This is a genomic window from Rhodoplanes sp. SY1 (genome assembly GCF_046000175.1).
Taxonomy (GTDB): domain Bacteria; phylum Pseudomonadota; class Alphaproteobacteria; order Rhizobiales; family Xanthobacteraceae; genus Rhodoplanes.
Genome location: NZ_JBEOMB010000010.1, coordinates 24236 through 36835 on the forward strand (window position 1 = coordinate 24236; position 12600 = coordinate 36835).

General features: G+C 69.3%; 8 protein-coding genes. 6 read left to right on the forward strand and 2 right to left on the reverse strand.

The features are described from left to right. Window positions 1-146: 146 nt before the first annotated feature. Window positions 147-3002 (forward strand): autotransporter domain-containing protein, encoded by a 2856-nt coding sequence (locus ABTU92_RS03870; protein ID WP_408087836.1) that lies wholly within the window; start codon window positions 147-149, stop codon window positions 3000-3002. 61 nt (window positions 3003-3063) lie between these two features. Here the strand turns inward: ABTU92_RS03870 and pyk are convergent, their stop codons facing one another. Then, complete coding sequence (gene pyk, locus ABTU92_RS03875) at window positions 3064-4494, reverse strand: pyruvate kinase (RefSeq protein ID WP_408087838.1); 1431 nt, start codon at window positions 4492-4494, stop codon at window positions 3064-3066. 917 nt (window positions 4495-5411) lie between these two features. Between pyk and ABTU92_RS03880 the strand changes: the two genes are divergently transcribed. Beyond that, complete coding sequence (locus tag ABTU92_RS03880) at window positions 5412-6731, forward strand: sigma-54-dependent transcriptional regulator (RefSeq protein ID WP_408087840.1); 1320 nt, start codon at window positions 5412-5414, stop codon at window positions 6729-6731. 3 nt (window positions 6732-6734) lie between these two features. On the opposite strand, the gene ABTU92_RS03885 is transcribed toward ABTU92_RS03880, so the two are convergent. Continuing rightward, window positions 6735-8414 (reverse strand): ATP-binding protein, encoded by a 1680-nt coding sequence (locus ABTU92_RS03885; RefSeq protein ID WP_408087842.1) that lies wholly within the window; start codon window positions 8412-8414, stop codon window positions 6735-6737. Window positions 8415-8849: 435 nt separating this feature from the next. On the opposite strand from ABTU92_RS03885, the gene ABTU92_RS03890 reads away from it, so the two are divergent. The 4 genes from ABTU92_RS03890 to citE all read left to right on the forward strand — a co-directional run bounded on the left by ABTU92_RS03890 (window position 8850) and on the right by citE (window position 12589). Then, window positions 8850-10211: a 2-hydroxycarboxylate transporter family protein gene (locus ABTU92_RS03890; RefSeq protein WP_408087844.1), complete on the forward strand. Its 1362-nt coding sequence runs from the start codon at window positions 8850-8852 to the stop codon at window positions 10209-10211. Between the two features lie 110 nt (window positions 10212-10321). Continuing rightward, complete coding sequence (citC, locus tag ABTU92_RS03895; RefSeq protein ID WP_408087846.1) at window positions 10322-11362, forward strand: [citrate (pro-3S)-lyase] ligase; 1041 nt, start codon at window positions 10322-10324, stop codon at window positions 11360-11362. Between the two features lie 64 nt (window positions 11363-11426). Then, window positions 11427-11720 (forward strand): citrate lyase acyl carrier protein, encoded by a 294-nt coding sequence (citD, locus tag ABTU92_RS03900; protein WP_111356947.1) that lies wholly within the window; start codon window positions 11427-11429, stop codon window positions 11718-11720. Beyond that, window positions 11717-12589, forward strand: coding sequence for a citrate (pro-3S)-lyase subunit beta (gene citE, locus ABTU92_RS03905; RefSeq protein ID WP_111356946.1), 873 nt, complete (start codon window positions 11717-11719; stop codon window positions 12587-12589). Before citD ends, citE begins: the two co-directional genes overlap by 4 nt. Window positions 12590-12600: the final 11 nt, after the last annotated feature.

Genomic DNA, 12600 nt, shown 5'->3' on the forward strand with positions numbered 1-12600 from the left:
AATCGCCTCCGCGCCGTTTCAGGACATCGCCGCCGCCCTTTTCCACCATCGCACCAGCCGCCGGGCCTTCCCGGAGGCCGGAACGAAGGTTCGCCCTGTCCCCGGTCCGGGGCGGCGGGCCCGCGATGGCGAGGGGAAGCCCGGCGGTGACCAAGAGCGAACAACAGAACGATCGGCGGCGCGTGCGGGCCACCCTGCTGGCGTCGACTGCGCTGGTCATGGCCACGGTGCTGCCCGCCACCGGGCCAGCGCGGGCCCAGGACGCGACTTGGCTCACCAATCCGGTTTCGGACAGATACAATCTTGCCGCCAACTGGAGCACGGGCAGCGTGCCGACCGGCACGGCCTATTTCGACACGTCCGCCGTCACCGCCCTGTTGTTCTCGGGCAACACCACGGTCGGGGGCTGGACGTTCAACGGCGGGGCGAGCAACTACAGCTTCATCAACCTCCTTCAGATCACCTTCGACGGGGCGGGAATCGTCGTCAATGGCGGAAGTGCCACCATCGACAACCGCGGCAGTCTGTATTTCACCAATACCAGCACCGCCGGGGGCGCCAGCATCACAAACCGCGGCAGTCTGGACTTCTTCAGCACCGGCACGGCCGGCAGCGCCACCATAATCAACGATGACGGATGGGTTACTTTTTACGATCACAGCACGGCTGCGGACGCCAGCATCACGAACAGCGCCCTCGGCAGGGTGTACTTCAGCAACGCGAGCACGGCCGGCAGCGCCACCATCACCAACGACAGTGTCCTGTTTTTCCAGAACGTCAGCACGGCCGGCAATGCGGTCATCGTCAACAATGGCGGCATCTCGTTCGATCATTCCAGCACGGCCGGCAGCGCCACCATCACCATCAATGGAAGCGTGACGTTCCACGACAGCAGCATGGCCGGCAATGCCGCCATCACCAACAATGGCGGCCTCGTTTTCGAGCACTCCAGCACGGCCGGCAGCGCCACCATCGTCAATAATGTCAGCGTGTCGTTCATCGACAACAGCACGGCCGGCAATGCCACCATCGTCAACAACGCCGGCGCCTCGGTCGATTTCTCGAGGTCGATGGGGCAGAGCGGCGACGGCAAGCTCACCGCCGGCTCGATCGCCGGCGCCGGCACGTTTCATCTCGGCGCCGACGAGCTGATGGTCGGCGGCAACAACTTGTCGACCCTCGTGAGCGGCGTGGTCGCCGATGGCGGCATCGGCGGCGGCAGCGGCGCGTCGCTGATCAAGACCGGCACCGGCACGCTGACGCTCGCCGGCACCAACACCTACACGGGCGCGACCGCCGTGAGCGGCGGCGCGCTGGTGGTGGATGGCTCGATCGCCGCCTCCAGCAGCCTGACCATGACCAGCGGCACGACGCTCGCCGGCACCGGCATGGTTTCGACCACGACGATCGCCGGCGGCGCGACGCTGGCGCCGGGCCATTCGATCGGCACCCTCACGGTGGCCGGCGACCTGAGCTTCGCGGCCGGCTCGACCTACCGGGTCGAGGTGTCGCCGAGCGCGGCCGATCGCACCGACGTCACCGGCGTCGCGACTCTCACGGGCGCGACCGTGCAGGCGGCGGCGCTGCCGGGCAGCTTTCGCCCGCGCAGCTACACGATCGTCAATGCAGCCGGCGGCTTCGCCGGCACGCAATTCGCCGGGCTCGCCGTCACGGGCAGCTTCGGGTCCGACGTGCGCAATTCGCGTCTCACTTACGACGCCACCAACGTCTATCTGGTGCTCGATCCGGACACGCTCCAGCTCCCCGCCGGCGCGAGCGGCAACCAGTCCAGTGTCGCCGGCGCGATCAACCGTGCGGTCGAAAGCGGCGCGACGCCGCCGGCCGGCTTCGACGTGCTCCTCAACACGCGCGGGCCGCAGCTCTCGACTGCGTTGAATCAGGTCTCGGGTCAGCCCGGCGCCGCCGGCACGCAGGTGTCGCTCGGCGCCATGCAGCAGTTCGTCATGATGCTCGACCCGGTCTCGGGCGACGCCGGCAATCCGGGCAGCGAGCGTGGCGTCACGGCCTACGCACCCGAGGAGGCGGCGCTGCGCGATCCCGCCGTGCGCGCCGCCTACGCGGCTGTGACGCCGGCCGACGCGCGAGCTGCGTCTCGGCAGTTCGATCGCGTCGGCGAGCGCTGGGGCGTGTGGGCCTCCGGTTACGGCGGAACCAGCACCGTGAACGGCAGCGGCATGGTCGGCGCGAGCGCCACCACCAGCCGGGTCTACGGCACCGTCGTCGGCGCCGACCGCCGCGTCGCGCCGGACACGCGGATCGGCGTCGCGCTCGGCGGCGCCGGCTTCGACTTCGCGGTGGCGGACGGGCTCGGCAGCGGTCGCGCCGACGTGCTCCAGGCCGGCGTCTACGGCCGCCACGCCGCCGGCCCTCTCTATGTCTCCGGCGCGCTCGCCTATGGCTGGCAGGACGTCGAGACCGAGCGCACCGTCTCGGTCGCCGGCTTCGACAAGCTCTCGGCGCGCTACAAGGCGAGCACGCTGTCGGGCCGCGCCGAGACCGGCTGGCGCATCGCGCCGTGGCTGAACGCCACGATGGGGATCGCGCCCTACGGCGCCCTGCAGGTGTCGAGCGTCCATCTGCCCGGCTATCAGGAGAGCGTCGCGTCGGGCAGCAGCCAGTTCGCGCTCGCCTATGCGGCGCAGACGACGACGAATCTGCGCAGCGAGCTCGGCGTCCGGCTCGACGCCGCCGTGCCGCTCGCTCACGGCCTGCTCGGCGACGGCCTGATCACGTTGCGGGGGCGGCTCGCCTGGGCGCACGACACCAACACGGACCGGCCCGTGTCGGCGGCCTTCCAGATGCTGCCCGGCGCGACCTTCACGGTGAACGGGGTGCGGCCCGCCGCCGACTCGGCGCTCGCCACGGCCGGCGCCGAGATTCGCTGGCGCAACGGCATCTCGCTCGCCGGCACGTTCGAGGGCGAGCTCTCGAACACCACCTCCACCTACGCCGGCAAGGGCACGCTGCGCTACGTGTGGTGATCACGAGGGCGCCGCAGCGTCCACCGCCGGGCGCCCCCGTGAGCAGGATGCTTCGACCTGATCAGGACTCGCGCCGGTCGGAGATCTGGACGACGCGGAGATTGTTGGTCGTGCCGGCGCGCCCGAACGGGACGCCGGCGACGATGACGACGAAGTCGAACGGCTGGGCGAAGCCCTCGCCGGCCGCGACCGCCATGCCGCGCTCGACCATCTCCTCGTAGGACCCGACGTCGCCGGCCAGCGTGCCGTGGACGCCCCACAGCAGGCACAGGCGGCGCGCCGTCTCCCGGTGCGGCGTGATCGCCAGGATCGGCAGCGCCGGCCGCTTGCGGGCGATGCGGCTCGCCGTGGTGCCGGACGACGTGAAGGCGACGATGACGGGCGCGCCGACCGATTCGGCGAGATCGGCCGCCGCGGCCGCGACGGCGTGCGGCGCCGTCTCCTCGGTGCCGGGCTGCGAGGCCTGGACGATCGAGTGATAGAGCTTGTGGGCCTCGGTGGCGCGGATGATCCGGTCCATCATGGCGACGGTCTCGACCGGATACTTGCCGGTCGCCGACTCGGCCGAGAGCATCACGGCGTCGGCGCCGTCGTAGATCGCGGTGGCGACGTCGGACGCCTCGGCGCGCGTCGGCGTCGGGGCGCCGACCATCGAGTCGAGCATCTGGGTCGCGACGATCACGGGCTTGGCCGCCTGGCGGCAGGCCCGCACCAGCTCCTTCTGGCGGCCCGGGACGTGCTCGTGCGGGATCTCGACGCCGAGATCGCCGCGCGCCACCATCACGCCGTCGGAGAGCCGGAGAATGTCGTCGATCGCCTCGATGGCGCTCGGCTTCTCGATCTTCGCGATCAGCCCGGCGCGGTCGCCGACCAGCCGGCGCGCCTCGATCACGTCGGAGGCCTTCTGCACGAAGGACAGCGCCACCCAGTCGACGCCGAGCTCGAGCCCAAAGGCGAGGTCGCGGCGGTCCTTCTCGGTCAGCGGCGAGACGTCGAGCACGGTGCCGGGCAGGTTGACGCCCTTGCGGTTGGAGATGGTGCCGCCGAGCAGCACCTCGGCGTCGATCGTGTCGTCGCCGAGGCCCGTCACCTTCACGCGCACCCGGCCGTCGTCGATCAGCAGCTCGTGGCCGGGGAGCACGGCGGCGAAGATCTCGGGATGGGGCAGGGGGATCGACATCGCGTCGCCGTCGGCGCCGGTGCGCACGAAACGGATGCGGTCGCCCGCCTCCACCACGATGGCGCCGCCCGCGATGGTGCCGACGCGGATCTTCGGGCCCTGCAGGTCCTGCAGGATGCCGACCGAGCAGCCCATCTCCTGCTCGAGCGCCCGGATCGCGGCGTGGACGCGGGCGTGATCCTCGTGGGTGCCGTGGCTGAAGTTCAACCGGAACGTGTCGACGCCGGCGAGCAGCAGGGCGCGCAGCATCTCGGGCGCGGCACTGGCCGGCCCGACGGTGGCGACGATCTTGGCTCGACGAAAACGGCGCATGATGAACCTGCCTGTTCGAAACCCGAGGAAACGGGGCGGCCGGTGCCGCCCGGTCCGGTCGCTCCGCTCCGCGAATCGATGCGCGGGCCGAGCGGGCCGGTGTTGGTAACCAGGGACGTCACGTCCCGCAATCTGCATCGCACGCGGAGCCGACCAGATCGTGATCACGTGTTCACGATGTCGCGTGGTCGCGATGTCGCGCGCTCACGCCACCGGCTCACGCCAGCGACGCCGCGTCGCAAGCGGCGTGCCAGAGCGAGGCTCGCACGCATGCGACTGCAACCGGCTGAATGGGCTTCCATTCGTTAAGCGAGTGTGACGACCAGCGCGCGCTCCTCGGCTGGATTTCCGGAAAATTCAGCGAAACGACGTCCGGCGATCCGGACATCGCCGATCCTCGTCGCCCGAACGACGCAATGCGTCGCCGATGTGCTCCTTCACACGTCCGGATGATTGTTTCGTCGGCGCTCGCGACATTTTCAGAACGCGCCGGCTCGGCGCTCCGGATCGCGGAAGCGCCGACGCCACGTCGCATATCCGGCATGTTCATCGCGGATCGAGGCGCGCTGGTCGGTCCGTCGCTCTGCGGATCCCCTCCGGGACGGCTAGACCAGTTTTTCGGTTGTCATGAACCGACCCCGACTTCCGCTCGTCCCCGCGAAGGCGAGGATCCGGGGGCCGCACGTGACGCCCCGGATTCCCGCTTCCGCGGGAATGAGCGGAGTGTGGGGCATTCAGCGAAAACCGCTCTGGACCGGCAAACGACTCTAAGTAGGTTGCCATATTGTTGATGATGGCTCCTCCGAACTAAACCTCCGGCGTTCGGCGCGCCGCTCGCCTGCGTCTTGCTTGCGTTCGGATCCCGAAGCCGCGTACCCCCCAATCCCCCGCGCACGCACTTCGGCAGGAGGCTCGTCGTGTCCGACCCGCAGGTGCTGATCATCGAGGACGACGCCGACGTCCGGCTCGGCTGCGTCCAGGCGCTCACGCTGGAGGGCATCAGGAGCCTCGGCGTCGAGTCGACCGAGAGGGCGCAACGGCTGCTCGGGCCGGGCTTCTCCGGCATCGTCGTCTGCGACATCCGCCTCCCCGGCCAGGACGGGCTCTCCTTCATGCGCGACCTGCTCGCCCAGGACGCGGCCCTGCCGGTGATCCTGGTGACCGGGCACGCCGACGTCGCGACCGCCGTGCAGGCGATGCGCGACGGCGCCTACGACTTCATCGAGAAGCCGTTCACGTCGCAGCATCTGGTCGAGGTGGTGAAGCGGGCGCTGGAGAAGCGCGCCCTCACGCTCGAGGTGCGTGGCCTGAAGAAGCAGCTCGCCGGGCTCGGCAGCCTGGAGGGACGCATCATCGGCCGCTCCGCCGCGATGGGCGGGTTGCGCCGCACCGTCTCGGAGATCGCCCCGACCTCGGCCGACGTGCTGATCCTCGGCGAGACCGGCACCGGCAAGGAGCTGGTCGCGCGATGCCTGCACGACGCCTCCGGCCGGCGCGGGCCGTTCGTCGCGCTCAACTGCGGCGGCCTGCCGGAGACGCTGTTCGACAGCGAAATCTTCGGTCACGAGCAGGGCGCCTTCTCGGGCGCCGTGAAGCGCCGCATCGGCAAGATCGAGCACGCCCAGCAGGGCACGCTGTTCCTCGACGAGATCGAGAGCATGCCGATCCCGATGCAGATCAAGTTCCTGCGCGTGCTGCAGGAGCGCGTGATCGAGCGGCTCGGCTCCAATCAGCAGATTCCGGTCGACTTCCGCGTCGTCGCGGCGACCAAGGCGGATCTGGCCGCCGAGAGCGGCGCCGGGCGGTTCCGCAACGACCTCTATTTCCGCCTCGCCGTCGTCACGCTGGAGCTGCCGCCGTTGCGCGCGCGGCGCGAGGACGTGCCGTTGTTGTTCGAGCACTTCGTCACCCAGGCGGCGCTGCGTCACGGCCGCGAGCCGCCCGCCGTGACCGAGGTGACGGTGCGCGAGCTGATGGCGCATCCGTGGCCCGGCAATGTTCGCGAGCTGCGCAACTGCGCCGAGCGTCACGTGCTCGGCATCAAGGTGTCGACCGCGGCGAACGATCGCCCGGTGCCGCTCGCCGAGGCCGTCGATTTGTTCGAGAAGACGCTGATCGCCGAGGAGCTGCGCCGTCATCACGGCAACGTGCTGCGCGCCGCCAAGACCCTGTCGACGGCGAAGTCGACCCTGTTCGACAAGATCAAGAAGCACGGCCTCGACAGCGAGCAGAGCTGACGGCTACGCGCCCTCGCCGACGCTCGCCGCCGCCCCGCCCGAAGCGTCGGCGAGCGGCAGCGTCAGCGTGAACACGGCGCCGCCCTGCGGCGCATCGGTCGCGGTCAGCGAACCGCCGTAGACGCGGGCGATGTCGGCCGAGATGGCGAGGCCGAGACCGAGACCGCCGCCGCTCTTCGACTTCGTCGTGAAGAACGGCTCGAAGATGCGGGTGAGGATGTCGGGCGCAAAGCCGGGGCCGTTGTCGGTCACGGTGAGGGCGGCGCACCCGCCCGCCGCTCGCCAGGCGATCACGGCGACGGCGTCGGCGACGCCGCGGGTCGCGTCGAAGGCGTTGGAGATCAGGTTGACGAGAATCTGCTCGACCCGGACCGCGTTGGCGTGGACCAGCACCGGCGTCTCGGACGGATCGAGCACGATGCGCATGTGCTCGCGGTCGTGCCGGTGGCCGAGCAGCGCGAGCGCGTTCTCCACCGAGCGGCCGAGATCGATTACCTCGCGCTCGGCGCCGGTGCGCCGCGCGAACGAGCGCAGCCGGCTGGTGAGGATGCCCATGCGGTCGACCAGGCGGACGATGCGGTCGAGATTCTCGCGCACCGTCGCCTCGTCGCCGATGTCGAGGAACCGAACCGAGTTCTGCGACAGCGTGGCGAGTGCGGCGAGCGGCTGGTTCAGCTCGTGGGCGATGCCGGCGGAAAGCTGGCCGATTACGGCGAGGTTCTCGGTGCGGATCAGCTCCTCCTGCATCGACTTGAGCTGGCGGTTCGCCTTGTCGCGCTCGTCGACCTCGGCCTTGAGGGCCGCGTTGGCGATCCGCAACTCCGAGCTGCGCGCCTCGACCTTCCCCTCGAGATCCTCGTAGGCGCGCTCCAACGCCGCGCGGGCGGCGTCGCGCTCGATCAGGTAGTTGCGGAACACGTCGACGGCGGCCGCCATGCGGCCGATCTCGTTGGTGCCCTCGAGGCCGGCGACCGACACGGTGCGGTCGCCCTCGGCGAGACGCCGCATCGTCTCGGTGATCTGCTCGATCGGACGGCCGATCGAGCGCACGACGATCACGACGAAGCCGGCCATCAGCACCAGCGCGAAGACGAACAGCGTCAGGTTGAGCCGCATCGCCTGCCGGAACGTGGCGACCGCATCGGCGCCGGAGCGGTCGGCGCCGCTGCTGTAGAACGCGATCGCCCGGTTGATCGCCGCGTAGACGGCGTCGAAGGCGAGCCGGGACGGGCCGTTGACGAGGGTCGCGATCTCGCCCGGCGAGCGGCTCGCGAGGCTCTCGCGGATCAGGCGCTCCTCGCCCAGATAGACGTCCCAGGCCGCCATCGCGTCGGCGAAGCGCCGCGTCTCGACCGGATCGGAGAGGCGCGCCGAGAAGGCGCGGCTGAGCGCGGCGACGTCGCTGCGCCGCTGCTCGGCCGCGTCGAAGACCAGGGCGCGCTCCTCCACCTCCGGTGTGAGAATGGCGCGGATGAAGCGCAGCCGGTGGCTCGCCATCACGTACTTGATCTCGGAGAGGTCGTGCACGGCCGGCAGCCAGCGGGCGTAGAGATCCCGGGTGGCACGGTCCACGGTGGCGAGCGCATCGAGCGACGACAGGCCGACCGCGACCAGCAGCAGGAGCGACAGCGCCATGGCGAGGATCAGCCGGGCGCGGATCGTGACGTGAGACAACAGGCTCAAGGCGGATCTCCGGGGGTGTCGCGGGCCGCGCCGTTCTGATCACCGCGAGGACGGGCCGCGCCTTCGACGTGCTGCCCTGCGCCGGTGGTCGGCGCCATCCCGAGTTCTACGCATCCGCGTGCCGTCCGCGCGTCTCCGTGAGAACGACCGCGCCCGCGCCGAATTCCGGATTCTCGGAAATCGCCCCTTCGAACCGTCCGAAGGACCGTCCGGAACCAGGTCCGCCGACATCCGCAGACATCCGGAGGCGCCGGAAATTATCACGTCTTCTTAACCACTTGGGAATCCCTCGCGCGGTGGCACGGCGATTGCGGAGCAGTCCGCGTCCGAGAGTTCGGGCGTCGTCGGAAGTCCTCGTGTCAGGTCCCGATCTGGTCGGACCGGCACGAGCGGGCAGCTCGATCCCGTGAGAATCGCGGTCGTTTGGAGGATGTCATGACGTTGCAGTTGGAAGGATCGCTGCCCGAGATGGCCGCGGTCGATCGAGCGAAGCCGCGCGGCACCTGGCTGCGCACCTGGTGGAAGATCGTCGACACCAATATCGGCGTGGTGCCGCTGCCGATCTTCGTCGCCCTGGTCGGCATCATCGGCTACTACTCGTATATCGGAAAGCTCTCCGGCGAGATCACCATGGCGATCGGCATGCTGTCGGTCGGCGGCTTCGCCTGCGGCGAGCTCGGCAAGCGCATGCCGATCCTCAACAAGGTCGGCGCGGCGGCGATCTTCGCCACCTTCATCCCGTCGGCGCTGGCCTTCTATCATCTGCTGCCGGCCGAGGTGGTGCGGGTCACCACCGAGTTCTCGAAGCAGACCCAGTTCCTCTATCTGTTCATCGCCTGCATCATCGTCGGCTCGATCTTCGCGATGGACCGGCAGGTGCTGATCAAGGGCTTCCTGAAGATCTTCATCCCCCTGGCCATCGGCTCGGTCGCGGCCGGCATCGTCGGCACGCTGGTCGGCGTCGCGCTCGGCAAGTCGGCCTACGAGACCTTCTTCTTCATCGTCGTGCCGATCATGGCCGGGGGGGTCGGCGAGGGCGCGATCCCGCTGTCGATCGGCTATTCCGAGATCCTGCATCAGCCGCAGGGCGAGATGTTCGCCACCGTGCTGCCCTGCGTGATGCTCGGCAGCCTCACCGCGATCCTGCTCTCCGGCGCGCTCAACACGATCGGCAAGCGCTACCCGCATCTCACCGGCGAGGGTCAGCTCCAGCCCGGCGTCGCGAACGACGTCGCCGCGACCGAGGAGCGGGTCGACCCGTCGACGATCGGCCCCGGCGTCGTCGCCGGCGCGCTGATCACGGCCTGCACGTTCTATCTGCTCGGCATGCTGGTCTACAAGCTCACCGGGCTTCCCGGGCCGGTCGCCATGCTGTTCCTCGCCGTGGCGATCAAGCTCGGCCGTCTGGTGTCGCCCAAGCTTCAGGCCGGCGCCGGCGTGGTCTACAAGTTCTTCCAGGTCTCGGTGACGTTCCCGCTCCTGTTCGCGGTCGGCGTCTCGATCACCCCCTGGGACAAGCTCGTCGCCGCGTTCAATGCCACCCACCTCGCCATCATCGTCTCGACCGTGGTGACCCTGATGGGCACCGGCTTCCTGGTCGGCAAGCGGATCGGCATGTACCCGATCGAGGCGGCGATCGTGAACGCCTGCCACTCCGGGCAGGGCGGCACCGGCGACGTCGCCATCCTCACGGCGGCGAACCGCATGGTTCTGATGCCGTTTGCGCAGATCGCCACGCGCATCGGTGGTGCTATCACTGTCACGCTGGTGCTGATCTTCCTGGCGCAGATCGTCTGAGGAGGCCCGAATCGGCGCGCCGCCCCGTGCGGTGCGCCGATTCTCCCGAGCGGAGCACGGAGTTTCGCCGCAATGCGGCGGCACCACCCGCTCGATCGAGAGTGAATGCGATGACGTCCGAACTGCAGTCCTACACGGTCGACCCGGCCCGCGAGCCGGACGAGCGCGAGGACATCCGCAGGTTTCTCGCGACCTGCGGCCTGGACTACGAAGCCGGCGTCCAGGCCTTCGTGGTGTTCCGACGCGGCCATGCACTCGTCGCGTGTGCCGGGCTGGAGAAGAACATCGTGAAGTGTGCGGCGATCACGCCTCAGCTTCGCGGCGAATCGCTCGGTCTGACCCTGCTGACCGAGATCAGCCACGTGGCCCACGAGCGCGGCCACAGCCACCTGTTCCTCTACACCAAGCCCGACTGCGTCGACTTCTTCCGCGCCTGCGGCTTCTATCTGCTCGCCGAGGTGCCGGACCTCGTCGCCCTGATGGAGAACACGCCCATCGGGATTCGGACCTACTGCGATCGGCTGAAGCGGCTCCGCCGACCCGGCGCGAAAACCGGCGCCGTCGTGATGAACGCCAACCCGTTCACCCGCGGCCATCGTTATCTGGTCGAGCAGGCCGCCGCGGCCTGCGATTGGCTGCACGTCTTCGTCGTCGCCGAGGACGTGTCGCTGATCTCCTACCGCGACCGCTACGCGCTCGTCGCCGCCGGCATCGGCGACATCCCGCGCACCACGCTGCACCACGGCTCCGAATACATGGTGTCGCGCGCCACCTTCTCGGCCTACTTCCTCAAGGAGAAGGGCCTGGTCGAGAACTGCTGCACGGCGATCGATCTCCTGATCTTCCGCGAGCACATCGCCCCGGCGCTCGGCATCACGCATCGCTTCGTCGGCACCGAGCCGTTCTGCCCGACCACCTTCAAGTACAACGCGGACATGCGTGAGTGGCTGATGGGCGACGTGTCGCCGATGCCGCCCGTCGAGATGGTCGAGATCGCCCGCACCGAATGCGACGCGACGCCGATCTCCGCCTCCGAGGTGCGCCGGCTGCTCGCCGCCGGCGACTTCGCCCACATCCGGCGGCTGGTGCCGCCCGCCACCCTGCAGCTCCTGGAAACCAAGTATCGCGCGCCGCGAACCTCCGCCGCCTGAGGCCCGCCGCGGGCGCTCCCCCGCCGAAGGTCGCCGACGCCGCGCAACGCCGAAAGGACACCGCATGAAGATCGTGAGAGAGGCCCTGGCCGGGACGCTCGAGTCGAGCGACCTGATGGTCAGGATATCGCCGCGCGAGGGCGAGCTCGCCGTCGTGCTGCAGAGCGAGGTCGTTCATCAGTTCGGCGCCCAGATCGAGGCGGTCGTGCGCGACTGCCTGGCCAAGCTCGGCATCGAGGAAGGCCTCGTGATGATCGAGGACAAGGGCGCGCTCGACTGCGTGATCGCGGCCCGCGTCCAGACGGCGGTGTCGCGCGCCGTCGACGAATGGACGGCCGACTGGAGTGCCCTGTCATGACGCTTCGCCGCAGCATGCTGTTCCTGCCGGGCGCCAACGCCGCGATGCTGTCGACGGCGTTCGTCTTCAAGCCGGACACCATCATGTTCGATCTCGAGGACGCCGTCTCGCTGCGCGAGAAGGACTCGGCGCGCCTCCTGGTGTTCCACGCCCTCCAGATGCCGGTGTACCGGACCATGGAGACGGCGGTGCGGATCAACCCGCTGTCGACGCCCTTCGGCCTGAAGGATCTGGAGGCGGTGGTGCGGGCCGGCGTCGACGTCGTGCGGCTGCCGAAGACCGACACGGCCGACGACGTCCACGCGCTGGAGGCCGAGGTCGAGCGCATCGAGCGCGCCTGCGGCCGCGAGGTCGGCTCGACCAAGCTGATGGCGGCGATCGAGAGCGCATCGGGCGTCGTCAACGCGGTCGCCATCGCCACCGCCTCGAAGCGGTTGGTCGGCATCGCGCTCGCCGGCTTCGACTACGTGATGGACATGCAGACCGAGCGCGGCGACGGCACCGAGCTTTTCTACGCGCGCTGCGCCGTGCTCCATGCCGCCCGCTTCGCCAAGATCGACGCCTTCGACGTGGTCTACTCGGACGTCAACGACGACGACGGATTCCTGAAGGAGGTCGAGCTGATCAGGAAGCTCGGCTTCAACGGCAAGTCGCTGATCAATCCGCGCCAGATCGAGCTGCTGCACAACGCCTTCGCGCCCACCCAGGAGGAGGTCGACTACGCGCGCCGTGTCGTCGCGGCCGCCGAGAAGGGCGAGCAGCAGGGCCTCGGCGTGGTCTCGCTGAACGGCAAGATGATCGACGCCCCGGTGATCCAGCACGCGCGCGTGGTGCTGCAACGCGCCGCGGCCTCCGGCGTCCGGCAGTGAGCGAGGACGAA

Coding starts and splice junctions, on each gene's coding strand:
- pyk (WP_408087838.1), bottom strand. CDS start 4,494: ATGCGCCGTTTTCGTCGAGCCAAGATCGTCGCCACCGTCGGGCCGGCC.
- ABTU92_RS03890 (WP_408087844.1), top strand. CDS start 8,850: ATGACGTTGCAGTTGGAAGGATCGCTGCCCGAGATGGCCGCGGTCGAT.
- citC (WP_408087846.1), top strand. CDS start 10,322: ATGACGTCCGAACTGCAGTCCTACACGGTCGACCCGGCCCGCGAGCCG.
- citD (WP_111356947.1), top strand. CDS start 11,427: ATGAAGATCGTGAGAGAGGCCCTGGCCGGGACGCTCGAGTCGAGCGAC.
- citE (WP_111356946.1), top strand. CDS start 11,717: ATGACGCTTCGCCGCAGCATGCTGTTCCTGCCGGGCGCCAACGCCGCG.